We start from the raw sequence: 23,706 nt of genomic DNA on the forward strand, positions 1-23,706 counted from the left end.
ACCGTCCATCCAGGAGTCTCCATGACCGACCGCACCGGACCGCTGGTCTTCGTGCAGTTCTATCTCGAGTGCCTTTCCCACGCCTCCTACCTCGTCGGCGACCGCGTCTCCGGCCGGGCGGTCGTGGTCGACCCCCAGCGGGACGTCAACGAGTACATCGCCACGGCCGAGCAGCACGGCCTGACCATCGAGCGGGTCATCGAGACCCACATCCACGCCGACTTCCTCTCCGGTCACCTGGAGCTGGCCGAGCGCACCGGCGCGCGCATCTCCTACGGCTCGTCCGCCGCGCTCGACTTCGACGTCGACCCCCTCGCGGACGGCGAGCGCCTCAGCCTCGGCGAGGTCGACCTGGAGATCCTGCACACCCCCGGCCACACTCCGGAGTCGATCTGCGTCGTCGTCCGTGAGAACGCGGGCGACGCCGTCCCCTACGGAATCCTCACCGGCGACACGCTGTTCATCGGCGACGTCGGCCGTCCCGACCTGCTCAGCTCCCGGGGCCGGTCCGCCGACGAGATGGCCCGCGCCCTCTACGGCTCGACCCGCGCCCTGCTCACCCTCCCGGACGGCACGCGCGTCTACCCCGCGCACGGAGCGGGCTCGTCCTGCGGCAAGAACCTGTCGACCGATCTGAGCAGCACGATCGGCGCACAGCGTCGGACGAACTACGCCCTGGCGGACATGACCGAGAACGAGTTCGTCGCCGCCGTGGTCGAGGCCCAGCCCTCCGTGCCCGCGTACTTCGCGTTCACCTCCGTGCGCAACCGCCAGGCCCGTCCCGTCCTGGACGAGGACGCCCCCGTCCCGTCCCTCACGCCGGACGCGTTCCTGCAGGCCAACGTGGGTGGGGCCAGCATCCTGGACACGCGCGACCCGGAGGCGTTCGCCGCGGCCCACGTGCCGGGCGCGGTCAACATCCCCCTGGGCGGACGGTTCGCCGAGCTGGCCGGCGAGGTGCTCGACGCCCAGGACGAGATCGTTCTCTGCGGCGACCCGTCCACCGCGCGCGAGGCCCGCAACCGCCTCGCCCGCATCGGCTTCGACCGGGTCCAGGGAGCCCTGGCCACGCCGGTCGAGGCGGTCGACACCGCGCACCTGCGCGCCGCCGTGCGCGTGGAGGCGGGCGCCCTCGCCGTCCGGCTCGCCGAGGCGGCGGACGACGTCGTGCTGGTGGACGTCCGCGGACCGGGCGAGGTGCAGGACGTCGGCACCATCCCCGGCTCCCACCTCGTCCCGCTGCCCGAGCTGCTCGCCCGCCTGGGCGAACTGCCCGCGGGCCGGCCGCTGACCGTGTTCTGCGCCGGTGGCAACCGTTCGTCGGTGGCCGCGTCCGCCCTGCGCGCCCGCGGCTTCGAGGCCGTCGACCTGCGCGGCGGATTCTCCGCTTGGGACGGCGAGGTGGCGCGTCCCGCCGGAACCGCTTCCGGCGACGTGTCCGCGTGAGCGTCGTCGTCCTCGCCCTGCTCTGCGGAGCGGCGGTCGGGCTGGCGCTCGGCGCGCTCGGCGGCGGCGGGGGAGTGCTCGCCGTCCCGGCCCTGGTGTACCTGCTGGGCGTCTCGCCCGCCGACGCCGGGACGACGAGCCTGGCCATCGTCATCGCGACGTCCATCACCGCGCTCGTCCGGCACTCCAGCACCGGCAACATCCAGTGGCGCACCGGCGCGCTGTTCGCCGCGACCGGAGTGCTCCCGGCCATCGGGGCGGCGGTGCTCACCCACCGCATCCCGCAGGGCGTGCTGACCACCGCGTTCGCCCTCCTGGCCGCCGCCGCGGCCGCGGTGATGCTCCGCGGAGCCCGCGCGGCGCGCTCCGCCCGTCGCGACGCCGCGTCCCCGGCGGTCGTGTCCGGTGCGCGCCGCTCCGGCGTCGCGGACCCGCGACCCGCCGGGGGCACGATCCTGGCCGAGCGGGACGAGAACGGCGATGACCCGGACGGAGGCCGGGCGGAACCCGCGCACGGGAACGGACGCCTGCGCACCGCCGCCGCCGGAGCCGGCCTGGGCGCGGTGACCGGGCTGCTGGGGGTCGGCGGCGGCTTCCTCGTCGTCCCCGCGCTGGTCTCGGTGCTCCGCCTGCCGATGCGGAAGGCGGTCTGCACCAGCCTCGTGGTCATCCTCATCAACTCGGTGGTGTCCCTCACCACCCGCCTGGCGGTGGGGGGAGACTCCCTCGACTTCGCGATCTTCGTCCCGTTCGTGGGCGCCGCCATCCTCGGCGCCTGGGAGGGCAAGCGGCTGGCGGCCATGCTCTCGGGCGCCGCCCTGCAGCGGGCCTTCGCCGCCCTGCTGCTCGCGGTGGGGGTGTCGATGCTGGTCGGCGTCGTGGCCTGACGAACCTCGGGACGAGCCCGGGGTTCGTCCCGTTCCTGGAAGGTCGTACATTTACGCCGTGTCCCATGCCTTCTATCGGCCCCCCGCGTCCAGGAGGGTGCCGTGAGCGCGCAGCCCGGCCCGCGTCCGCTCGTCCGGTCCGCGGGCAAGCCGCTCTGGGCGCAACTGCGCGCCGACCTGCTGCGCCGTCTCGAGGAGGGCGAGTTCCACGACGTCTTCCCCGGCGAGCACGACCTCGTCGCGGAGTACCAGGTCAGCCGGCACACGGTCCGCGAGTCGCTCCGGCAGCTCCGGGCCGAGGGCCTCGTCACCGCCCAGCGCGGCAGGCCGTCCCGGTTCACCACGGGCCGTCCGCTGGAGCAGCCGTTCGGCGAGGCCTACAGCCTCTTCCGCTCGGTCGAGGAGGTCGGCGCCGTCCAGCGCAGCGTCGTCCGCGTGCTCGACCGCCGCGCGGACGGCGTCATCGCCGTCCGCATGGGCCTCGAGGAGTCCACGCCCCTCGTCTACCTCGAACGCCTCCGCCTGGCCGACGACGAACCCCTCGCCGTCGACCGGGTCTGGCTGCCCGCGGACGTCGCGGGCCCGCTCCTGAACGTCGACTTCACCCGCACCTCGCTCTACGACGAGCTCGAACGCCACTGCGGCACGCGTATCAGCAGCGGATGGGAGCGCATCCGCGCCGTCGTGCCCGGCCCGGCGGAACGCCTGCTGCTCGACTGCCCCCCGACGACCGCCCTGTTCGCGATCGACCGGCTCGGCCGCGACGGCGACAGGCGCCTCATCGAGTGGCGGCAGACGCTCGTCCGCGCGGACCGCTTCGCCGTCGCCGCCGCGTTCTCCAGCAGCGACTACCGCCTGGGCGCCCCGGCCCCCGCGCTCTGACGCGACCCGCCCCCGGCGCGGGACCGCCGCCCCGCCCCATATACTTGCGTCAATGCTTAAATGTCACTTGACCGGGTGGCGGACGAAGGGGGCGCGGTGTTCGACATCGGGCTGGTCAAGCTGGGAGTGCTCGCCCTCCTGGCCTTGCTGATCTTCGGCGAGCGGCTGCCGGAGGCCGCCCGGCAGGCGGGCCGGACGCTGCGTCAGGTCCGGGCCATGGCCGACGCGGCCCGGCAGGGGATGCGCGAATCGCTGGGCCCCGGGTTCGAGGACTTCGACCCCGCCGACCTGAACCCCAACACCTTCATCCGCAAACACCTGCTCGAGCCCCCGGTGCCCCGTCCGAGCCTTCCCGAGCCGACCCTGGCCACCGAACTGCCCCACGGCGCACGACCCCCCTTCGACCCCGAAGCCACCTGACCGGCCCGTCCACGCCACGCAGCCCACGGCCTCCGTCAGCCGAACACCTGGACCTGGGCGAGCGGCACGTGGCGGGACCCGCTCGACCGTCAGCGCATCAGCGCTGCGCCCAGCAGGCGGATCGTCTCGGCCTCGCCGGGGTCGATGTCGTCACCGGAGGGCGCGTGCTCGGTGATGGCCGCCCCGACGATGTCGTCCACCTGGGAGACAAGCTCGACCAGCTGCTGCGGTTGCACGCCGTTCGGCTCTGGGTAGCAGGTCGCGCCGAAGGCGGTGGGCTCCAGGACGTCGAGGTCGATGTGCACGTACACGGGGCCACGCAGACCTTCGAGCACGCGCTCCAGGTCGTCGACGCCGTACCTGCGCAGGCCGGTCTTCGCGATGTACTCGTGCTCGGATGCGTCGCCCGCCCGCTCCCCGGCGATGATCACCTGCCGTGGCGCCAAGGGCCGCTCCGGCGTGAGGCCGACCGGCCCGTCTCCGAGCAGCGCGCGCACCACCATCCCGTGGAAGGCGCCCGACCGCAGGGTCTGAGGGCTGTAGACGTCCGGGTGCGCGTCGATCCAGAGCACCGTCAAGGCGTCCCCGTAGCGGGCGTGGGCGGCGGCGATCGGCGGGATGTCGACCGCGCAGTCGCCGCCGATGGTGATCACCCGGTCATCGATGCCGGCCAGTGCCTTCCGCGTCGCCCGCTGGTTCTCCACGAGCGCGTCGTAGGCGCGGATCCCGGCGGCCTTGTCCCCGCCGGTTTCCATCACCGGCACGGTCACCACCGCGTCGGCAGGGACGAGCTCGGCGACGCGGCGGGCACCGGCCATCAGCCGCGGCGCCTTGCTCGACGCCGATCCTTGCCATTGCGGTACGCAGAGCACAGTCGTCATGCGGCGACGCTACGAGACGCCAGGATCAAGGTCTAGATCGTTTTCCTGCTCCACCACACCATGCGTCGTCCGGCAAGGCGCAACGGAACCGGATCGCGGGAGTGCTCTCGCAGCTCAGGCATCCCCGCTGTCTTGTCATGCGCTCGGTGAGGGCGGGTTCGGCGGCAGCGTGGCCCGCCACCGCTCCACCAGCTCAGAATCCTGTTCCTCGCCCAGCAGTGCTCCCCTGATCAGGATTTCGAGCAGGGTGAGGTCATGGGCATCCGAGCGGCGCCGGTATCGCTCCGGGTCGGATTCCACCCGTACTTCTGCGACGCGTCGGCCGCCCTCGACCTCGGTGAACGTCGCCTCGTAAACGCAGAAGCCGGTCCAGCTCCGATAGGCGAACAGGGTGTCGCCCTCGACGACCAGGTCCCATTTGTCGTCCATGTCGCGTGACGCATGCCCCTGCTGGATTCGCGCCCACTCCTCCGCCGTCCACACTCGGCTGGTGAACCCGCGAAGAGACAGGGGCACTGAGAACGGCAGGTGGGGCATGCGAAGGATGGTAGGCCCCTCGGCAGGGGACGTGCCCTCAGACGGCCGGGGCGGGGAGGAGGGCGGGGAGGAGGGGGTGGACGAGGTAGGCGGCGTCTTCTTCGGTGGGGTCGGGGCCGTCCGGGCCGGAGGTGAAGAAGAGGAGGAAGCCCTGCTGGAAGGTGGCGCCGATGAGGAGGGCGGCGATGGAGGCGGTGTCCGCGTCGGGGCGGATGCGGGCTCGGGTCTTCTCGGCGTCCAGGTAGCGCGCCACGGCGGTGACGGGTTCTCGCGGGCCCGCGTTGTACTTGCTCAGGGATTCGCGGGTGGCGGCCAGGACGCGGGGTCGGGTGAGCATTCCGGCCATCATCGGGAACGCCTTGCGGTAGAAGCGCAGGCCGCCCCGGGCGGTGGCGGTCAGGTTGCCCTGGACGGTGTCCTCGCCGGGGTTGAGGCGGTGGGTGAACGGGGGCATGCGTTCGCTCAGGACGCTCAGCATGAGTTCTTCCTTGTCGCGGAAGTGCTTGTAGAGGAGCGCCTCGGAGCAGCCGGCCAGGCGGGCGATCTCCTTGGTGGTGGCCTCGGCGAGTCCGCGGGTGCGCATGATCTCGGCGAGGGCGTCGAGCATGCGCTCGCGAGCGGTGGTCATCTCGGCGGGGCCCCCTTGACAGGTGAGTGAACGCTTACCCACACTCTAGGGGTGAGTGAGTGTTTACTAACCCCTGGGGAGGGATGATCGATGAAGCTCACGATCTTCGGTGCGTCCGGCGGGATCGGGACGGCCGCGTGCCGCGAGGCGATCCGGCGCGGCCATGAGGTCACCGCCGTCGTCCGGGACGCCTCCCGGCTGGCCGAGGACGTGCGCGCCGGCGTGGACGTGCTGGTCGGGGACGTCATGGACCCGGCCGCGGTCGAGTCCGCCGTCGAGGGGCGGGACGCGGTCCTGTCCTGCCTCGGGTCCCGGGAGGGACGCGCGGCGACCACCGTGCACACGCGCAGCGCCACGTCCATCATCGCGGGCATGCGCGCGGCGGGGACCCGGCGGCTCCTGACGGTCAGCGCCGCGGCGCCCTACTCCGACCCCGGTGACGGGTTCCTCGGCGGCCGCGTCATCAAGCCGCTGGTCAGCAAGATCCTCGAGAGGCCCTTCGAGGACCTCCTCCGGGCGGAGACCATGATCGAGAACGCGGACGGCATCGACTGGACGCTCGTCCGGCCGCCGATGCTCCAGGACGGCCCGCCGACCGGGACCTACCGCCTCGGGCTGGACCACGCGCCGCCCAAGACCCGCACGATCAGGCGCGCGGACGTGGCCGCCGCCATGCTCGACCTGGCCGGCGACCCGAAGTCGATCGGCCACGTGGCCTGGGTCGCGTCCTGACGCCAAAGCGCGTCCCGACCCCTAAAGGACGTCGCGGCGGCGGTGGCTCAGGGACGGCAGGGTCTCGCGGACCCTGGCCGTGAGGCCCGGGTCCAGGTCCAGGACGCGGACGGACGGGAACGGCCCCAGGTCGGTGACGACGTTGCCCATCGGGTCGACCAGCAGGCTCCGGCCGACGCCGCCGGGCAAGCCGCGCGGCGGGCGGGTGCGGTCGGGGGCCTTGTCGACGGCGACGACCCACGTGGTGTTCTCGATGGCCCGGGCGCGGACGAGGGTCGTCCAGTGCTCCTCTTTGAAGACGCCCTGGGCCCAGGCGGCGGGGATGACGAGGATGTCGGCGCCCTGGTCGACCAGGGCGCGGGCCAGCTCGGGGAAGCGGACGTCGTAGCAGGTGACGACGCCCAGGCGGTGGCCGGCCAGGTCGAGGACGACCGGCCGGTCGCCCGGCGCGACGCGCTCGGACTCGCGGTCGCCGAACGCGTCGAAGAGGTGCAGCTTGCGGTAGGAGCCGACCACCTCGCCGTCGGACGAGACGCCGACGACGGTGTTGTACACGCGTTCGGCCCCGGAGGGCTCGAAGGTGCCGATGACGACGTTGACGCCGTGGTCGCGGGCGGCCTCGCGGACGGCCGTGAGCCACGGCCCGTCGAGGGGTTCGGCGGCGGCCGCGAGGTCGTTGCCGAAGCGGAGGCACGACGCCTCCGGGAACACCGCGAGGTCGCAACCTCCCGGCGTGCCGGCGGCCTCGGCGAGCGCCGCGAGGACGCGGTCCAGGTTCTCCTTGGGGTCGTCGCCGACCTCGATCTGACACAGAGCCACGCGCATGCCCTCATTCTGCCCGTTCGGCGTGCGCATATGACAGCTGTCATCCGCCGGGCCTGACGGACGCCTGCGAGAGCGGTGATACCTGCGTCTACCGGCCCGGACGCGTTCTCGCGAGCCTTGGGGCATGACGAACACGGCGGTCCGGGTCAGGGAGTTGCGGCAGCGGTACGGGGAGTTCGAGGCCGTGGCCGGGGTGTCGTTCGAGGTGGCGCGCGGTGAGCTGTTCGCGCTGCTCGGGACGAACGGGGCGGGGAAGACGACGACGATGGAGACCGTCGAGGGGCACCGGGCGGCGCACTCCGGGGAGGTCCGGGTGCTGGGCCGGGACCCCTACCGGGAGCGCGGGGCCGTCCGCCCGCGCCTCGGGATCATGCTGCAGGAGGGCGGGTTCTTCGCCGACCTCACCACGGCCGAGACGATCGACCACTGGCGCGGGTTCGTCGAGGACCCCCGTCCCCGGGACGAGCTGCTCGAGCTCGTCGGCCTGCGCGAGCAGGCGCGGGTCCGGACACGGCAGCTGTCGGGCGGGCAGAAGCGCCGCCTCGACCTGGCCCTCGCCCTCACCGGACGTCCCGACGTCCTCTTCCTGGACGAGCCGACCACCGGCATGGACCCCGAGGCCAGGCACGCCACCCGGCGGACGGTCGCGGACCTCGTCGGGGAGGGGCTGACCGTCCTGCTCACCACGCACTACCTGGAGGAGGCCGAGCAGCTCGCGGACCGGCTGGCGATCATGCACCGGGGGCGGATCGTGGCGTCCGGGACGGTCGCGGAGGTGGTCGGCGGGCACGGCGACCGCGTCCGGTTCCGCGTCCCGTCCGGCCTGCCGGTCGCGGAGCTGCCCCGGCTGCGCGGGGTCGCCGCAGGGATCGAGGTGGACGCGGGGCACGCGACCGCCACCTACACCCTCCCGCCGGACGATCTCCAGTCCGGCCTCCACGGCCTGCTGCGCTGGGCGGACGAGCGGCACCTCACCCTGTCCGGCCTGCGCGTCGACAACGCGTCCCTGGAGGACGTCTTCCTCACCACGGCGGGAGCCGGATCATGATCGCGATCGGCCGGGACCACCTCGTCGGCGTCGCGCGGCTGGACGCCAGGCTCCTGTGGCGCAACCGGACGGCGCTGTTCATCAGCGTCGGCCTGCCGCTGCTGTTCGTCGGGATGCTGTTCCCGATGCGCGGCCAGAAGATCCAGGGCGTGGACGCGGCGCTCCTGCAGGGCACGGGCCATCTGGCGTTCTTCCTGCTCTTCGCCCTGTTCATGAACCTCGCGACGGTGTTCACCACGCGCCGCGAGGACGGCACGCTCAAGCGGATGCGCGGCACCGCGCTCAGCGACACCGAGATCCTCGGCGGCAGCGTCCTCACCGCGACCGTCCTGTACTTGGCGCAGGTGGTCGTCCTCGTGGTGGTGCTGGCGGCGGCGTTCGGCGGCCGGATGCCCGCCGACCCGCTGCTGATGCTCGCCGGGATCGCGGGCGGCGTCGTGGTGTTCGCGCTGCTCGCGTTCGTCGTCTCCGGGTTCACCCCGACCGCCGAGCTGACGCAGCTGACCGTCCTGCCCGTGATGTTCGCCTGCATGGCGGGCGCCGGGGTGATGTTCCCGCTGGGAGTGGTGCCGGAGGTCGTCCAGCAGCTGCTGCGCGCGCTGCCGCTGACGCCCGTCGTGGAGATCGTCCGTACCGGGTACTTCGGACGCGATTTCACCGCGCACGGCGTCCCGCCCGCGGTCGGGATCGGCGGCGGATGGCTCGCGTGCCTGCCGTCCTTCGCGATCCTGGCCGTCTGGACGGGCGTGGCCCACCGGCTCGCCGAGCGCCGCTTCCGCTGGGAACCGAGGCGCTCGTGACCGGGAACCGTCGTCTCGTGACCGGGAACCGCCGCCGAGCCGCGAAGTAGGGTGCCGCACATGGACGCCACCACATCCGCTGAGCTGGAACGACGCGCCGCGGCGCGGTTCGGGCGGTACCGCCGGGTCACCTACCGGTCGTTCCTGCTCGCGGGGGCCGGAGTCCTCGCGCCGACGTTCGTCGGACTGTTCCTCGGACACCGGGACGGGCGGCTGCCGATGCCGCTGCTGCTGCTCGCCCTCGCGGGTCTCGGCGTCCTGTTCTGGCTCTACACGCGGATCATCGCCCGCGGCCTGGACGGTCGGCCGGACCGCCGGGACGTCGTGGCGGGCGGCGTCCTCGCGGTCGTGCTGAGCCCGCTGCTCATCGCGCATCCGCTGGCGATCATGATCCCGTACTTCTGGCTGTCGGCCGTCGTACTGGCCCCGATGCGCGTCCGGACGGTCGTCCTGCTCTGCCTCGGGACGGCCGCGGTCGAGGTGCCGTCCATGATCGCGGCCTGGAAGGTGACCTCGGACCGGCCGATGTCCTGGTGGGCGGTGCCGTTCGCGTTCGCGATCCTCGCCGCGACCGGCGGGATCGTCGCGTTCGTCAACCGCTACCAGCGCCGCATCTGGGATCTGCACCTGGAGATGCACGCCGTCCGGCAGGCGCTCGCGCGGGCCGCGGTGTCGGAGGAGCGGCTGCGGTTCTCCCGCGACCTGCACGACCTGCTCGGCCACAGCCTGTCGCTGATCGCGGTGAAGAGCGAGCTGGCGACGCGGATGACCGAGGCCGACCCGGAGCGCGCCCGCGCCGAGATGGCGGACGTGCGGCGCGCGGCCCGGGACGCGCTCCGCGAGGTCCGCGCGGCGGTGCGCGGCTACCGGGCGATCGAGGTGGACGCCGAGCTCGCCGGGGTGCGGGCGGTGCTGGAGACGGCGGGCGTCCGGTGCGAGGTGGGCCCGGTGCCGGACGGACTGCCGCCGGAGGTCCGGGCCGCCCTCGCCTGGGTGATCCGGGAGGGGGCCACGAACGTGATCAAGCACAGCGACGCGCGGACCTGCCGGATCGGCCTGAGCGGATACGGTGACACGGTGGTGCTGGAGCTGACCAACGACGGCGTCCGCCGGGACGCGCGAGCGGGCGCGGAGGGGTCCGGGCTGGCGGGGCTGGGCGAGCGCGTGGCGCTGCTCGGCGGCGAGCTGACGGCCGGTCCGCACGGCCGCGACGGATTCCTGCTCCGGGCCGTCCTCCCCCTGGACGCGCCGGACCGCGTGACCGAGGCGGCGTCGTGATCACCGTCCTGCTCGCGGACGACGAGCACCTCATCCGCGGCGCGGTCGCGGCGCTGCTCGGCCTGGAGCCGGACCTCACGGTGGTCGCCGAGGTCGGCCGCGGGGACGAGGTCGCCGCCGCGGTCGCCGCGCACGACCCGGACGTGACCGTCCTCGACATCGACATGCCCGGAATGGACGGCCTGACCGTCGCCGAGCGCCTGAACGCCGACGGCGCGCGCAGCGCGGTGTGCGTCCTGACCAGCTTCGCCCGCCCCGGATACCTGCGCCGCGCGATGACCGCGGGCGTCCGGGGCTTCGTCGCCAAGGACGCCCCGACCGACGAGCTCGCCGCCGCGATCCGCAAGGTCCACGGAGGCGGCCGCTACCTGGACGCCGAACTCGCCGCGAGCGCGATGGCCGCCGGGGACAACCCGCTCACCGACCGCGAGCGCGAGATCCTCCGGCTGGTCGGCGCGGGCGCCGAGACCGCGCGCGTCGCCGAGTTGCTGCACCTCAGCGAGGGGACCGTCCGCAACTACCTCTCGACCGCGATGACCAAACTCGGCGAGCCGAACCGCGTCGCCGCCCTCCGCGCCGCCCGCGACATGGGCTGGATCTGACCCCTCCGGGCCCGACTCCTTTGGGGGAGAACGACCGGATCCACGAACATCCTTTGCCGGTTTGCGGGATGCCCCGGTAGGTGAGGGCGGTACCTCAATGGAGTGAATGACTACTCACGTCGGGTAATGCTGCGTTCTGGACTGGCCACGGGAGGCCTGGGCCTCGCCGCGCTGATTCCGTCGCTGGGCGCGTGCGGCTCCAGCCGCACGGGCTCGGCGGTCCCTGTCGCGCAGAACGCCACGCCCACGCCGACCACCACGCCCACGCAGACCACCGGTACCAAGACCGCGGAGAAACTCACCCCGACCCAGGCATGGAACAAGCTCGCGCAGGGGAACCAGACGTGGGCCGCCGGGAAACGCACGTGCCCGCAGGAGAGCGTGGAGCGGCGGCAGGAGGTCGCCCCGGCGCAGAACCCGTTCGCCGTGGTCGTGTCCTGCATCGACTCGCGGCTGCCGCCGGAGACGGTGTTCGACCAGGGCGTCGGAGCCCTGTTCGTCGTGCGCACCGGCGCACAGACCATCGACGACCTGGTCACCGGTTCCATCGAGTACGGGCCGCTCGAGCACGAGACGCCGCTCATCGTGGTCATGGGCCACCAGCGGTGCGGGGCGGTCAAGGCGACGGTGGAGTCGCTCCAGCACAACAAGCCGCTGCCGCCCCACCTGAACGCCATCGTGAACTCGGTCAAGCCCGCCTACGAAACGGCCAAGACCAAGGGCGGTGACGTGGTCGACGAGACCATCCGGGCCCAGACCCTGCGCACGGCCTCCACGCTGGCCGCCGATCCGGCGCTGTCGCCGAAGGTCGCCAAGGGCACCCTCGGCCTCGTGGCCGCCTACTACAGCCTCGACACCGGCAAGGTGTCCGTGCTTCAGACCCTCGGGTTCCGACCGGCCTGACGGCGCGATCGGCGCACAGGGCTCAGAGGGCGTCCCGCCAGATCGGGATGGACGGCGCGATCGACAGCGGCCCGTCCGAGATCTCGTCGTCCCAGACCCGGGCGATCCGTCCGGCGGACGCGTCGTACCGGGCCCACCCCGGATCGCCACCGGCGGCGAACGACGTCCACGCCTTCCGGACGGCGTCGGACAGCGCCGGGAACCCGTCCGGCGCGGGTGAGCCGAGGAGCCGGGCGGCGAACCGCGTGTCCGGGAGGCCGAACACGAACGGCACGTCGATCGAGTGCCGGTTGAGGCCCGCCGGGTTGCGCCAGGCGAAATCGAACAGCCACGTCCGTCCGCCGGCCGCCGCGTGCGCCTCGGCGGTGAGCGTGGTCGGCATGCGGAACATGGCGTCCGAGAGCAGCTCCACGGTCAGGTCGACGTCGCTGAGCTTCGGATATGCCGTTCGATAGCGCTCCGCCCCGGTCGCACCGACCTTGACCGCGCCCGCCACCATCTCAGGCGCCAGCTCCGGCGGCACCGGCGACGGCAGGAACGCCCGCGACTCCTCGTGGACGAACCCGCAGACCAGGTCGACGTCCGTGGCGTCCGCGATCCGCGACCACGGGGAACCGGTGACCAGGTCGCCGTCGACGACCGGCGCGAACGCCGTGACGGGACGCCTCCCCGCGTCGACCGGCGCGTCCTGGACGGCGAGGACGGCCTCCGGCGACAGCGCCGCGAACCCCTCCCACGTCGGCTCGACCCCGGCCGCGTCCGCGATGATCCCCGTGATCTCGGACGCCTCGGAAACGTCGTGATACCCGTCCGGAATGCTGTGCACGATCGCCCGCCGGAACAGCCCCCGGGCCTCGGGCGCACTCGCCAGCAGCACGATCGACGCGGCCCCGGCGGACTGCCCGAACGCCGTGACCTGGTCCGGGTCGCCGCCGAACGCGGCGATCTCGCGCCGCACCCACTCCAGCGCGGCGATCTGGTCGCGCAACCCGCGGTTGTCCGGGACTCCGGGCAGGTGACCGAAACCCTCGAAGCCCGTCCGGTAGTCGAACGTCACGACGACCACGCCCGCCCGCGCGATCCGCGCCGCGTCGTAGTGCGGCATGGGACTCGCGCCGATCCGCCAGGCCCCGCCGTAGAACCACACCATCACGGGCAGGCCGGAACCGCCCACGTCGGGCGTCCAGACGTTGACGTTGAGGCAGTCGAGACCGTCCCCGGGACGCCAGATAGGCGGCGTTCCCTGAGCCGCCGCGCGCTGCGGCGGGGCCGTGCCGAACCCGGTCGCGTCCCGCACGCCGTCCCATGCCTCGGCAGGGACGGGCGGCCGGAACCGCAGCCGGCCTTCCGGCGCGGCCGCGTACGGGATACCCCGGAAGATCGCCAGCCCGTCGGCCTCGGTCCCGCGCACCACGCCCCGGCCGGTCCGCGCCGGCACCTCGTCTGTCACGTCTCCCGACGCTACCGGGCCCGCCCTCCGCGCCGCCCATTGACCGCTTCATGACAATTTCACCCCGATGCCGCGGCCCCGGCGAAGATCACCGATACGCTGACCCGGCTTCCACCCCGGGGAGGACGACATGCCGCGCCGCACAGCGCTCCTGGCCACCGCCACCGCCGCCGTCACCACGGTCCTGGCCGCCCCGGCGACGGCCGCCACCCCCGCGAAAGCGGCCCTCCCGACCGTCGGCCCCTGGCAGGCGACCGGATCATCCCTGGTCAGCAGCCTGTTCCAGAACCAGGGCCTCGCGACGGTCCGCGCGTTCGGCGGCGCCCACCTCTGGTACACGGGGAACGTCGTCGCGCCGGACGCGCAGCTCAAGGGCTGGAACCACGTCGGCGACCCGGACTTCTCGCACGGCTACGTCGTCGAGCCGTACCAGTCGGGCGCGGCGTCCCCGACGTCCAAGATGTTCCGCGTGTACGACACGGCGCACGGGTTCCGGCCGTCCGATTTCGTGCACAAGCTCGTCCCCGGGGAGGCGATGAACAACTCGTTCGCCGCCGTCAGCCGGGACGGCCGGTGGCTCGTCTCCGGCGAGTGGGAGACCGAGAACCGCCTGCTCATCACCCCGATGCCCAAGGTCAACAAGGCCGCGGCGGACCCCGCCAAGGACCTTCCCCTGACCGGACGCGTCGTCCTCGACAAGCCCGTCCGGAACGTGCAGGGCTGCGTCTTCACCACCGCGACCCGCCTGGTCTGCTCCTCCGACGACGGGAACGGGACGGTCGACGGCGTCGTCCGCCCGCTGCTCCAGGTCGACCTGGCCCACGCCCCGGACGGCCACGACGTCGCAGGTCACGTCACCGCGCTAGGGCCGCTCCCCATGGAGAGCGCCTGCAAGCCCGACGCCACGCACAACTTCGAGGCCGAGGGCCTCGACTACGACGCGTCCACGGGCGTCCTGCGCGTCGAGGTCGTCCAGCCCGGCCTCTGCATCCCGCTGACGACCGTCTGGGAGTTCAAGAGCCGTACCGTGGGAGCGTGACGGACCAACTCCGCGAAAGCCCGCAAAAGACGCGCGCCCGGAAGCCGAGAACGCGCCTGCGGCGATGGTCGCGCCGCACGCTCCTGGTCCTGGTGACCCTCTGGGGCGTGGTCACGGCGGCGTCCATGGTGGTCGTCCTGTCCACGGAGCGACGCGCCGCCGTCCCGGCCGGGATGTCGTACGCGCAGGCCGGGGACGTGCGGACGCGGTACCGCGAGTGGGGGAGCGGCGGCAGCCCGGTCGTCCTGGTGCACGGCGCGTTCGAGTCCGCGGACGCCTGGACCCCGACCGCCGAGATCCTCGGACGCACCCACCACGTCTACGCGATCGACCTCACCGGCAACGGCTACAGCCAGCGCAAACCGCCCTACAACGCCGCGCACATGGCCGACCAGCTCACCGCGTTCATCGCCGCGACGCACCTGGCCAAGCCCGTCATCGTCGGCCACTCCAGCGGCGCGGCGGTCGTCGCCGAGGCCGCGATCCGCCGCCCCGACGCGATCGGGGCCCTCATGCTCCTCGACGGGGACGCCCTGCTCACCGGCGCTGGCCAGAAGAACCCCCTTCCGTACTTCCTCCTCGACCCGTACAAGACGGCCGTCCTGCGGCTGGGCGTCCGCTCCGACTGGCTCGTCCGCACGGCCTTCTCGCGCGCGTGCGGGCCGCGCTGCCCGCGCCTCGACAAGCAGGGCGTTGAGCAGTGGCGGCGTCCGTTCATGGTCCAAGGTGCGGAGAAGGGCGTCTGGGCGATGCTCCGGGAAGGCGTCGTCGGCATCCCGACGTCCCGTCTCGACCAGCTCCGCACCGTGAACATCCCGAAGTCGGTGGTCTTCGGCGCGAACGATTTCGTGTTCAGCAAGTCCACGCCCGCCGAGACCGCCGCCCGCATCGGCGCGCCGCCGCCCACCCTCATCCCGCGCGCCCAGCACATGGCCTTCATCTCCGACCCGGGCGTCGTCGCGACCGCGATCGACGACCTCTCGAGGAAACACTGAATCCACCGTGGCCACGGTCGGCCGCGAAGCCGGGACGTTCCGCCCACGGCGCCGCCGGTTAGAGTTTCGGGGTGAGTGAGCCATTGGTGCGCCGGATGCGCGAGTTCGGCGAGACGATCTTCGCGGAGATGTCGGGTCTGGCGGTCCGGACCGGCGCGATCAACCTCGGGCAGGGCTTCCCGGACGAGTCGGGCCCGGCCGCGATGCTCCGGCACGCGGCCGACGCCATCCTCGCCGGGGACAACCAGTACCCGCCCGGACCGGGCGTCCCCGAGCTGCGGGACGCGGTCGCCGAGCAGCGCCGGGCCCGGTACGGGCTGGAGTACGACCCGGCGACCGAGGTGTTCGTGACCGTCGGCGCTACCGAGGGTATCGCCGCCGCGCTGCTCGGCCTGGCCGAGCCCGGCGACGAGGTGATCGTCTTCGAGCCGTACTACGACTCCTACGCGGCGATGATCGCGATGGCCGGGGCGGTCCGCCGGACGGTCACGCTCCGCCCCGAGCACGGCCGCTTCACCTTCGACCCGGACGAGCTGCGCGCCGCCGTCACCCCGCGGACGAAGCTGATCATGGTGAACTCGCCGCACAACCCGACCGGGACGGTGTTCACCCGCGCCGAGCTGGAGCAGATCGCGGCGGTCTGCCGCGAGCACGACCTCGTCGCGATCACCGACGAGGTGTACGAGTACCTGACCTTCGACGACGTCGAGCACGTCAGCCTCGCGACCCTCGACGGCATGCGCGACCGGACGGTCGTGATCTCGTCCACGGGCAAGACGTTCTCGGTGACCGGCTGGAAGACCGGCTGGGTGTGCGCGCCGGCGCGGTACGTCAACGCCGTCCGGACGGTCGCGCAGTTCGTCACGTTCACCGCCAGCGCGCCCTACCAGCGGGCGACCGCGTACGCGCTGCGCGAGGAGTCCGCGTGGGTGGAGAACCTGCGCAAGTCGCTCCAGTCCAAGCGCGACCGCCTGATCAGCGGCCTGGAGGCGGCCGGATTCGCGACGCTCCGCCCGCAGGGCACCTACTTCGTGCAGGCCGACATCCGCCCGCTCGGCTTCGCGGACGGCCTCGAACTGGCCCGCGCGCTGCCCGAGCGCGCCGGGGTCGTCGCGATCCCGACCCAGGTGTTCTACGACCACGCCGAGGCCGGGGCGCACTTCGTCCGGTTCGCGTTCTGCAAGCGCGAGGACGTCATCGACGAGGCCGTCGAGCGCCTCCACCGCCTCGCCCGCTGATCCCTCGCGGGAGCCGGACACAGCGGAAGGGCACCATCGGATCGCCCGTCCGATGGTGCCCTCGCCGTCGGCGGGACGGGACGTGCCCGCGCTACGCCGCCTCGGAGACACGCTGTGGCTGGGGCATGGGGGCCGGCTCGGACGCGGCGGCCTCGCGGCGTTCGGGCAGGTGGATGAGACGCCAGGAGATCACGGCTCCGGCGACGTAGGCGGCGCCGATCAGGAGGAACGACAGGGCCGCTCCGGCGGTCCAGTCGGGGGCCGCGGCCAGGACGGCGCCGATGGAGGCGATCCCGACCAGGGAGCCGACCTGCCTGTTGGCGTTGAGGACCGAACCGGCGGTGTTGGCGTGCCGGGTTCCGGCCGCGTCCACGGTGGCGGCCGTCATGGCGGGGGAGATGAGGCCGCCCGCGATGCTGGTCAGGGCGAGGGCGACGGCCAGCACCCAGTACGGGGTGGCGGGCGACAGTGCGACCATGGCCAGTGAGGCGACGCCCGCGACCAGGAAGGACACGGCCAGCAGCGGACCGGCCGCGACGCGTCCGGAGACGCGGGCGAAGGCGATGTTGCTGACCGGGATGAAGATCGTCAGGGGCAGGATCTCCAGCCCGGCCCGGACCGGGCTCGCGCCGCGGGCGTGCTGGAGGTACAGGGCGATCATGAACAGCGAGCCGTAGAACGCGGCGTTGAACAGGAATCCCACGGCGTTGGCGCCGGCGAAGCGGGCGCCGCGGAACAGCGTCCAGGGCATCACCTGGTTGTCCGTGCGGCGCTCGTGGACGACGAGCAGGACGGCGGCGAGCACCGCCACGGTGACGGCGCCGAGCACCGGGGCCGAGCCCCAGCCGAGCTGCGGCCCCTCGATCAGCGCGTAGCTGACGCCGGCCAGCCCGGCGATGAGGGCGGCCTGCCCGGGAACCGCCAGCGGCCGGGCGTCCCCCTCCGCCGGGGCGATGTACCGGCGGGTCAGCAGCATGCCCGCGACGCCGATAGGAAGGTTGATCAGGAAGATGCTCGGCCAGCCGAACGCGCCGACCATGACGCCGCCGACCGTCGGCCCCAGCGCCATGGACGAGGAGACGATCGCCGACCAGATGCCCACGACCTTGGCGCGTTCGCGGGCGTCGGGGAAGGAGCGCACCAGCAGGGCGAGCGAGCTCGGCATGAACAGCGCCGCCCCCGCCCCCTGCAGGAGCCGCGCCGCGATCAGGACCTCGATGCCCGGGGCCAGCGCGGAGGCCAGCGACGCGACGGCGAAGATCCCCATGCCCCACATGTAGACCCGTCTGGCGCCCACCCGGTTCGCCAGGCCGCCGGCCAGCATCAGCAGCGCGGCGAAGGTGAGGACGTAGCCGTCCACGGCCCAGGTGAGCTGGGAGAGGGAGGCGTGCAGGCGCTCCTGGATCGTGGCCCCGGCGACCTGCATCACGGTGGTGTCCAGGCTCGCCATGACGAATCCGGCGGCCAGCGCCGTGATCTTCATCGGGCCTGAAGGAATCTTGGACATGGTCGACCTCACGCTTCCGAGACAAGTGGACGCCTGGCGTCCGGATAGGGACACTAGTGCAAACGGACGCCAGGCGTCCACTTAAATCGGACGCGTTCCGTCCGCTTGTGGATCGAGCCCGATGGCCGCGGCGGACTCGTGGCCGCGCCCTCCGGCCGGATCCCTGGTCCTCGCGTGTCTCTTGATCTTCATCGACTGCGCATTTACGCTCGGGATGCCTGTGAAACGCTCAGCTTCGAGCAGCCCTGTGAGGTGCCCGTGCCGCGTGAGTCCCGACGCAGCCGTCCTGTAACCCGCCGCAGAAGAAGCACCGCGACCGTCGCCGCCGCCGTTCTGGCGGCGCCGCTGGCCGCCGCCGTCACCCCGTCCGCCCAGGCCGCCCCCGCCCCGAACTCCGGAACGACCGTCCGGCAGGACGCCGGGACGGTCACCGTCACCACCCGCGACTACGAGATCGACATCGCCCGCAGCCCGTTCGCGATCACCACCCGCCGCGCCGGGAGGGTCGTCCTGGCGACCGCGGCGTCCGGCGCGTCCGGGAAGTCCGGCGCGTTCGACCTCACCCGCGCGGACGGCTCGCACATCACGCCGACCGACGTCCGCGCCGCCACCTGGGCGGACGGCACGCTGAACCTGGCCGTCGCGACGTCCGACCCCGCCGCGACCCTGACCCTGAAGATCACCCCGGACGCCGACCGCTACCGGATCCGGACCGGCGTCACCGGCGCGACCGCCACCGCGTCCGCGCTGCACCTGGACATGGCGTCCGGCGGCCACTGGTACGGCCACGGCGAGGCCAAGACCGACGCCGAGGGCGAGCCCGACACCCGCCAGCCCTGGCCCCTGGACGCCGCGACCGGCAAGGAGCAGGTCAACGACACCACGTTCGGCCCGGCGTCCTACCTGATGACCGAGCCGTTCTGGTTCACCGCGACGTCCGCCGGGTTGTACCTGAAGACGGGCGACCTCATGCACGTGTCGCTCGGCCGCCTCCACCAGGGCGTCGCCGACTTCGAGGTCACCGACACCGCGAGCCTGGACGCGACGTTCTTCGTCGAACGCACCCCGCGCGCCGTCTACCAGGACTACGTCGGCATCGCCGGGAAGCCGCAGACCGTCGGCGCGACCCCCGCGCAGTTCGAGAAGCCGCTCTGGAACACCTGGGCGCAGTTCTACTCCACCGTCGACCAGCAGGGATTCCTCGACTACGCGCGCTCCCTGCACGACGCGGGCGTCCTCGGGCACACCGTGCAGCTGGACGACGGCTGGATGACGCACTACGGCGACTACACGTGGAACTCCAAGTTCCCCGACCCCAAGGGCATGTCCGACCAGATCCACGCCATGGGCTACGACTTCGGCGTCTGGATCACCCAGTGGATCAACCTGGACGCCGACAACTACCAGGTCGCCAAGGACAAGGGATACCTCCTCAAATCCAAGGACGACCCGTCCCAGCCCTGCAACGTCACCTGGTGGAACGGCAAGGCCGGGCTCATCGACCTCGGCAACCCCGACGCCTACCAGTGGTACGAGGGCCAGCTCAAGAAGCTCCAGGCCGACTACGGCGTGGACGGCTTCAAGTTCGACACCAAGTTCTTCGACGAGCGCTGCGCCGCGTCCAACGGACTCGACGCCGCCGGCTACCGCAGGCTCGGCGCCGAACTCGCCCAGCAGTTCGACCTCCAGGGCGCGGGCATCCGCGTGCACTGGACGGGCGCGCAGAAGTACGGCTTCGTCACCCGGACCGTCGACAAGGGCACCGACTGGGCGTCGCTCAACGCGGCCGTCAAGCAGAACCTCGCCGTCTCGGTCATCGGGTACCCGTTCGTCGCGACCGACATGGTCGGCGGCTCGGACAGCATGCCGCCGCCCTCGAACGAGGTCCTGGTGCGCTGGGCGCAGGCCGCCGCCGCCATGCCGATCGAGTACGCGTCGACGTCCCCGCTGAAGGTGTACGACTTCGTGAACAAGACCTGGGTGACCTACCCGTCCGAGGTCACCCGCGCCTACGCCGCCGCGACCCGGCTGCACGCCGCGCTCGCCCCGTACATCCGCGACCAGGCCGACCGCGCCGTCCGGACGGGCGAACCGATCATGAAGCCGCTGTTCTTCGAGCACCCGGACGACGCCGCGTCCTACACCGTCTCGGACGAGTGGCTGCTCGGCGACTCACTGCTCGCCGCGCCCGTCCTCGCCTCCGGGACGAGCCGCGACGTCCACCTGCCGCCCGGCGCCTGGTACGACGTCGCCCGCCACCGCGCCGTGAAGGGCGGCGACCTGCACGGCTACAAGGCCGACCTCGGCACCCTGCCCCTGTTCATCCGCCTCGGCACCCCCGACACCCCGCGCCTCATGAAGGCGCTCAGGTAGAACGGACGGGCAGCCCGGTCCACGCGGACGCCGCCGAGGCGACCGCGTGGGCCGTGGTGTCGGTGTACCGGTCGGAGAACGAGACCGGCGTGCCGTACGCGCTCAGCGACCGTTGCGCCGCCTTCGCGTACGTCCCGCTCAGGCCGCTGACCAGCTGCTCCGGCGCGTCCACGGTGAGCGCGAGGATGTGCGGGCCGTCGGCGCCGCGCCGCGCGTCCGGCGTGACGACACGGATCCCGGTGACCCGCGCCCACGGCACCGACGTGCCCCAGCCCGCGATCGTCACCCCGTCCTCGGCCAGCCTCACCATCGGGTCGTGCCTCCGCGCACGCACCATGATCCACACCAGCAGCGCCAGGACGACCGCGGCGCCCGTCTCGCACACCACGATCGTGGACGTGCCGGCGCCGATCCCCGCCACCGCCGCGCCCACGAGCGCCAGCACGAGGGCGATCCCGCCGAACCGGACGATGACCCTGTTCAACACGATGCGCACGTCCAGCCGCTGACCGAGCCCCGGCGTCACCGGACCGGCCGCGGGCGCGGTCTCCGGCGCGGCCTCGTTCATCGTGATGATCCGGCTGAACGCGATCACCTGCCCGCGCGCCCAGGCGAACAGCGCCAGCACGACCGGGAGGCTGACCACGGTCGCGATCACCGCCGTCCCCACACCGCCGATCACCCCCGCCGAGCGCAGGAGCCCGAGCGCCACCCCGAGGACGACGACGAAGACGAGGATCACGAGCCACAGCCGCCGCCGGACCCGTCCCAGCTCCATCCGGGCGTAGTGCACCGCGATCCAGTTCGCCTCGGCCTCGCCGCAGCGTCCCGTCCTGATGATCTCTTCGCGGATGAACGGAGCGAGCGAGCGCCAGCGTGTGCGCAGCTCAGAAGCCTGATCGGACACGGGGAACTCCCAAGGGACGGCGGGGGCCGCCACCTGGCCGGACGCGCCGCGCGCCCGCCGCCGGACGGCTGAAACGCGCGGATTACATCACATCCGCCCATCCGAGGCGAGCCCGTCGTGACGCCCGTCACGGGACGTGCCGACCCCAAGTCCCTAAGTGGCCGCCCGACGCAGTAACCTTCCTGCCGTGCCCGACCTGACCATTCCCGAGCCCCAGTTCCCCGACGACGACGGCAGCGCCGACCCGCGCCTGCGGGACGCGCTCGCGTCGTACGCCGCCGGACGGGCCGGCGGGCACGTGGTCCTCGAGGCGCTCGCGGGCAAGCGCCTGCTCGTCCCCATCGTCGCCGTCCTCACCGAAGAAGAGGACGTCGCGCCCGGCGAGCTGCGCCGCGAGAAGAACAGCGAGATGGCCCTGCCCACCCTCATGGGCGAGGACGGCCGCCGCGGCGTCCTCGGGTTCACCTCCACCGAGTCCATGGCCGCGTGGCGCGCCGACGCCCGGCCCGTCGCCGTCAGCGCCCAGCAGGCCGCGTCCGCCGCGCTCGACGAGGGCGCGCACGCCCTGGTCGTGGACGTCGCGGGCCCCGTCCCGTTCGCCATCGACGGCCTCCGCCTGCACCTGCTCGCCGAGGGCCGTCCCGTCCCGCCCCCGCACGAGGACCCCGAGGTCCTCGCCGCGATCGACGCCGCGTTCGGCGCGGAGCCGGGCGTCCAGGGCGTCCGGGTGGGCCGGGGCGAGCAGGCCGAACTGGCCGTCCGGTTCGCGATCGCGCCGGGCCACGACGAGCGCGTCACCGTCCAGCGCGTGTCCGACCGCCTCGCCGAGGCCCTGCGCGGACGCGTCGTCGGCGGCGTCGAGCTGAGCCTCTTCCGCCGCTAGGCTGCGGCGCATGAGCGCCCCCGTGTGGTCGGTCCGAGCCGACTGGACCGAGCCCCTGCGCAACGCGTGGACGCTCCCGGGCTGCGCCGCGCTCGCCGCGCTCCTGGCGTTCCGCGCCTCCGGCGACGCGATCCCGGCGTTCGCTTTCCTGGGCGTCCTGTCCGTGCTGCTCGGCGTCGTGGACGTCGCGCTGAAACGCCTTCCCGACCCGCTGACCCTGCCGTCCATCCCCATCGCCGGGGTGCTGCTGGCCGTCGCCGACCCGTCCCGCTGGTTCGGCATGCTCGTGGGCGCGGGCCTGCTGTTCCTGCTGTTCGCCGTCCAGTGGTTCATCGTCCCGAACGCCATCGGCCTCGGCGACGTGAAACTCGCCCCGGTCCTCGGCCTCTACCTGGGGTGGCTGGGACGTCCCGCCTGGATCACCGGCCTCTTCGGCATGTTCCTCCTGGGCGGCCTCTTCGCCATCACCCTCCTGCTTCTGAGGCGCGCGAACCGCAAGGACCAGATGCCCTACGGCCCGTTCATGCTGGCCGGGACGATCCTGGCCGTCCTCCTCTACGCCTGAAGGGCGCGTCCGTTCACGCCTGAACCGCCGATCCGGCCTTGTGCAGTCCGAGGACGCGGCCGAGCAACCGGTCGCGCGTCCGCAGCGGCAGCGCGGCCAGCACGCCGAGCCCCCGCGTGTCCGCGCCGACCGAGTACCGGGGACGCGGCTTCGAAGCGGTGAGCGCGCGCACCACGGCGTCCGCCGCGAGGGACGGCGGAGCGGGCTTCCCCGACGCGAGCGCCGCGCCGACGGCGTCCAGCCGCGCCCGGTACAGCTCCCGCAACTCGGACGGCACCGCACCCGCCACCTCGGCCTCGGCGGCGTCCGCCTTCGTGAAGACCGGAGTGTCCATCAGCCCGGGTTCGACCACGATCACCGAGACGCCCCAGGGCGCGACCTCCAGGCGCAGCGCGTCCGACATCGACGCGAGCGCCGCCTTGCTCGCCGAGAGCGCGGCCAGGTAGGGCGCGGCGATCCGCGCGGTCGGAGCCGTGATGTTGACGATCCGTCCCCGACTGGCCCGCAGCAGCGGCAGCAACTCCCGGGTGAGAGCGGCCGGGCCGAAGACGTTGACGGCGAACTGCCGCCGCCACTCCTCGTCCGGGACGAGCTCGACCGGCCCCCGGACGATGATCCCCGCGTTGTTGACCACCGCGTACAGGTCGTCGCCCGCATGCTCGCGCACCAGGCCGACGGCGTCCCGGACGCTCGCGGGGTCGGTCACGTCCAGCCGGACGACCCGGACCCCGCGGACCTCGGCGACCCGTCCCGCCTCACCGCGCACACCCGCCAGGACCCGGAAACCCTTCTCGGCCAGCGCCCGCGCGGTGGCCAGCCCCACCCCGCCGTTCGCTCCCGTCAGCAGGACCGTTCGGGAGTCGTTCGCGTGCGCCATGGA

At 72.8% G+C, this 23,706-nt stretch carries 24 protein-coding genes; 16 read left to right on the forward strand and 8 right to left on the reverse strand.

The window, feature by feature from the left end; all coding sequences use genetic code 11:
- Window positions 1-21 precede the first annotated feature (21 nt).
- From AB0L06_RS32280 to AB0L06_RS32295, 4 genes are all read left to right on the forward strand, one after another.
- Window positions 22-1,446: an MBL fold metallo-hydrolase gene (locus AB0L06_RS32280; protein WP_500234919.1), complete on the forward strand. Its 1,425-nt coding sequence runs from the start codon at window positions 22-24 to the stop codon at window positions 1,444-1,446.
- Window positions 1,443-2,333 (forward strand): sulfite exporter TauE/SafE family protein, encoded by an 891-nt coding sequence (locus AB0L06_RS32285; protein ID WP_500234920.1) that lies wholly within the window; start codon window positions 1,443-1,445, stop codon window positions 2,331-2,333. Before AB0L06_RS32280 ends, AB0L06_RS32285 begins: the two co-directional genes overlap by 4 nt.
- A gap of 102 nt (window positions 2,334-2,435) precedes the next feature.
- Entirely contained in the window at window positions 2,436-3,215 is a 780-nt protein-coding gene (locus AB0L06_RS32290) for a GntR family transcriptional regulator (protein WP_500234921.1), read from the forward strand.
- 60 nt (window positions 3,216-3,275) lie between these two features.
- Entirely contained in the window at window positions 3,276-3,635 is a 360-nt protein-coding gene (locus AB0L06_RS32295; RefSeq protein WP_500234922.1) for a sec-independent translocase, read from the forward strand.
- 89 nt (window positions 3,636-3,724) lie between these two features.
- Here AB0L06_RS32295 and AB0L06_RS32300 read toward each other — a convergent pair whose 3' ends face one another.
- The 3 genes from AB0L06_RS32300 to AB0L06_RS32310 all read right to left on the reverse strand — a co-directional run bounded on the left by AB0L06_RS32300 (window position 3,725) and on the right by AB0L06_RS32310 (window position 5,681).
- Window positions 3,725-4,516 carry an arginase family protein gene (locus AB0L06_RS32300; protein WP_500234923.1) on the reverse strand — a complete coding sequence of 264 codons (792 nt, stop codon included), beginning with the start codon at window positions 4,514-4,516 and terminating at the stop codon, window positions 3,725-3,727.
- A 135-nt stretch (window positions 4,517-4,651) separates the two neighbouring features.
- Window positions 4,652-5,053 (reverse strand): hypothetical protein, encoded by a 402-nt coding sequence (locus AB0L06_RS32305; protein ID WP_500234924.1) that lies wholly within the window; start codon window positions 5,051-5,053, stop codon window positions 4,652-4,654.
- Between the two features lie 37 nt (window positions 5,054-5,090).
- On the reverse strand, window positions 5,091-5,681 hold the full coding sequence (locus AB0L06_RS32310; protein ID WP_500234925.1) for a TetR/AcrR family transcriptional regulator: 591 nt from the start codon (window positions 5,679-5,681) through the stop codon (window positions 5,091-5,093).
- Window positions 5,682-5,771: 90 nt separating this feature from the next.
- On the opposite strand from AB0L06_RS32310, the gene AB0L06_RS32315 reads away from it, so the two are divergent.
- A complete protein-coding gene (locus AB0L06_RS32315) occupies window positions 5,772-6,413 on the forward strand; it encodes an NAD(P)-dependent oxidoreductase (RefSeq protein WP_500234926.1) in 642 nt (213 codons plus the stop codon).
- A gap of 21 nt (window positions 6,414-6,434) precedes the next feature.
- Here AB0L06_RS32315 and AB0L06_RS32320 read toward each other — a convergent pair whose 3' ends face one another.
- Window positions 6,435-7,238: a carbon-nitrogen hydrolase family protein gene (locus tag AB0L06_RS32320; protein WP_500234927.1), complete on the reverse strand. Its 804-nt coding sequence runs from the start codon at window positions 7,236-7,238 to the stop codon at window positions 6,435-6,437.
- A 124-nt stretch (window positions 7,239-7,362) separates the two neighbouring features.
- Here AB0L06_RS32320 and AB0L06_RS32325 point away from each other — a divergent pair, with 124 nt between their 5' ends.
- The 5 genes from AB0L06_RS32325 to AB0L06_RS32345 all read left to right on the forward strand — a co-directional run bounded on the left by AB0L06_RS32325 (window position 7,363) and on the right by AB0L06_RS32345 (window position 11,869).
- The gene (locus AB0L06_RS32325; RefSeq protein ID WP_500234928.1) at window positions 7,363-8,286 is read left to right on the forward strand and encodes an ABC transporter ATP-binding protein; all 924 of its coding nucleotides are present in this window, start codon (window positions 7,363-7,365) and stop codon (window positions 8,284-8,286) included.
- The gene (locus AB0L06_RS32330) at window positions 8,283-9,086 is read left to right on the forward strand and encodes an ABC transporter permease (protein WP_500234929.1); all 804 of its coding nucleotides are present in this window, start codon (window positions 8,283-8,285) and stop codon (window positions 9,084-9,086) included. Before AB0L06_RS32325 ends, AB0L06_RS32330 begins: the two co-directional genes overlap by 4 nt.
- Before the next feature lie 60 nt (window positions 9,087-9,146).
- On the forward strand, window positions 9,147-10,364 hold the full coding sequence (locus AB0L06_RS32335; RefSeq protein ID WP_500234930.1) for a sensor histidine kinase: 1,218 nt from the start codon (window positions 9,147-9,149) through the stop codon (window positions 10,362-10,364).
- The gene (locus AB0L06_RS32340; RefSeq protein WP_500234931.1) at window positions 10,361-10,966 is read left to right on the forward strand and encodes a response regulator transcription factor; all 606 of its coding nucleotides are present in this window, start codon (window positions 10,361-10,363) and stop codon (window positions 10,964-10,966) included. The genes AB0L06_RS32335 and AB0L06_RS32340 overlap by 4 nt, the downstream gene beginning before the upstream one ends.
- Window positions 10,967-11,092: 126 nt before the next feature.
- Complete coding sequence (locus tag AB0L06_RS32345) at window positions 11,093-11,869, forward strand: carbonic anhydrase (RefSeq protein WP_500234932.1); 777 nt, start codon at window positions 11,093-11,095, stop codon at window positions 11,867-11,869.
- Between the two features lie 22 nt (window positions 11,870-11,891).
- Here AB0L06_RS32345 and AB0L06_RS32350 read toward each other — a convergent pair whose 3' ends face one another.
- Window positions 11,892-13,319, reverse strand: a complete 1,428-nt coding sequence (locus AB0L06_RS32350) for a carboxylesterase/lipase family protein (RefSeq protein WP_500234933.1) — start codon at window positions 13,317-13,319, stop codon at window positions 11,892-11,894.
- A 130-nt stretch (window positions 13,320-13,449) separates the two neighbouring features.
- On the opposite strand from AB0L06_RS32350, the gene AB0L06_RS32355 reads away from it, so the two are divergent.
- The 3 genes from AB0L06_RS32355 to AB0L06_RS32365 all read left to right on the forward strand — a co-directional run bounded on the left by AB0L06_RS32355 (window position 13,450) and on the right by AB0L06_RS32365 (window position 16,591).
- A complete protein-coding gene (locus AB0L06_RS32355; RefSeq protein ID WP_500234934.1) occupies window positions 13,450-14,358 on the forward strand; it encodes a hypothetical protein in 909 nt (302 codons plus the stop codon).
- A complete protein-coding gene (locus AB0L06_RS32360) occupies window positions 14,355-15,353 on the forward strand; it encodes an alpha/beta fold hydrolase (protein ID WP_500234935.1) in 999 nt (332 codons plus the stop codon). The genes AB0L06_RS32355 and AB0L06_RS32360 overlap by 4 nt, the downstream gene beginning before the upstream one ends.
- Before the next feature lie 71 nt (window positions 15,354-15,424).
- Window positions 15,425-16,591, forward strand: coding sequence for a pyridoxal phosphate-dependent aminotransferase (locus tag AB0L06_RS32365; RefSeq protein WP_500234936.1), 1,167 nt, complete (start codon window positions 15,425-15,427; stop codon window positions 16,589-16,591).
- A 91-nt stretch (window positions 16,592-16,682) separates the two neighbouring features.
- Here the strand turns inward: AB0L06_RS32365 and AB0L06_RS32370 are convergent, their stop codons facing one another.
- Complete coding sequence (locus tag AB0L06_RS32370; RefSeq protein ID WP_500234937.1) at window positions 16,683-18,098, reverse strand: MFS transporter; 1,416 nt, start codon at window positions 18,096-18,098, stop codon at window positions 16,683-16,685.
- A gap of 258 nt (window positions 18,099-18,356) precedes the next feature.
- On the opposite strand from AB0L06_RS32370, the gene AB0L06_RS32375 reads away from it, so the two are divergent.
- On the forward strand, window positions 18,357-20,471 hold the full coding sequence (locus tag AB0L06_RS32375) for a glycoside hydrolase family 31 protein (protein ID WP_500234938.1): 2,115 nt from the start codon (window positions 18,357-18,359) through the stop codon (window positions 20,469-20,471).
- Here the strand turns inward: AB0L06_RS32375 and AB0L06_RS32380 are convergent.
- Entirely contained in the window at window positions 20,464-21,378 is a 915-nt protein-coding gene (locus tag AB0L06_RS32380) for a hypothetical protein (RefSeq protein WP_500234939.1), read from the reverse strand. The two genes, AB0L06_RS32375 and AB0L06_RS32380, sit on opposite strands and share 8 nt — an antisense overlap.
- 187 nt (window positions 21,379-21,565) lie before the next feature.
- Here AB0L06_RS32380 and AB0L06_RS32385 point away from each other — a divergent pair, with 187 nt between their 5' ends.
- Together AB0L06_RS32385 and AB0L06_RS32390 are read left to right on the forward strand one after the other, a co-directional pair.
- Window positions 21,566-22,261: an SseB family protein gene (locus AB0L06_RS32385; RefSeq protein ID WP_500234940.1), complete on the forward strand. Its 696-nt coding sequence runs from the start codon at window positions 21,566-21,568 to the stop codon at window positions 22,259-22,261.
- A gap of 10 nt (window positions 22,262-22,271) precedes the next feature.
- Window positions 22,272-22,826, forward strand: a complete 555-nt coding sequence (locus tag AB0L06_RS32390; RefSeq protein WP_500234941.1) for a prepilin peptidase — start codon at window positions 22,272-22,274, stop codon at window positions 22,824-22,826.
- A 13-nt stretch (window positions 22,827-22,839) separates the two neighbouring features.
- On the opposite strand, the gene AB0L06_RS32395 is transcribed toward AB0L06_RS32390, so the two are convergent.
- Window positions 22,840-23,703, reverse strand: coding sequence for an SDR family NAD(P)-dependent oxidoreductase (locus tag AB0L06_RS32395; protein ID WP_500234942.1), 864 nt, complete (start codon window positions 23,701-23,703; stop codon window positions 22,840-22,842).
- Window positions 23,704-23,706: the final 3 nt, after the last annotated feature.

The organism is Spirillospora sp. NPDC052269, assembly GCF_040679435.1.
Taxonomy (GTDB): domain Bacteria; phylum Actinomycetota; class Actinomycetes; order Streptosporangiales; family Streptosporangiaceae; genus Spirillospora.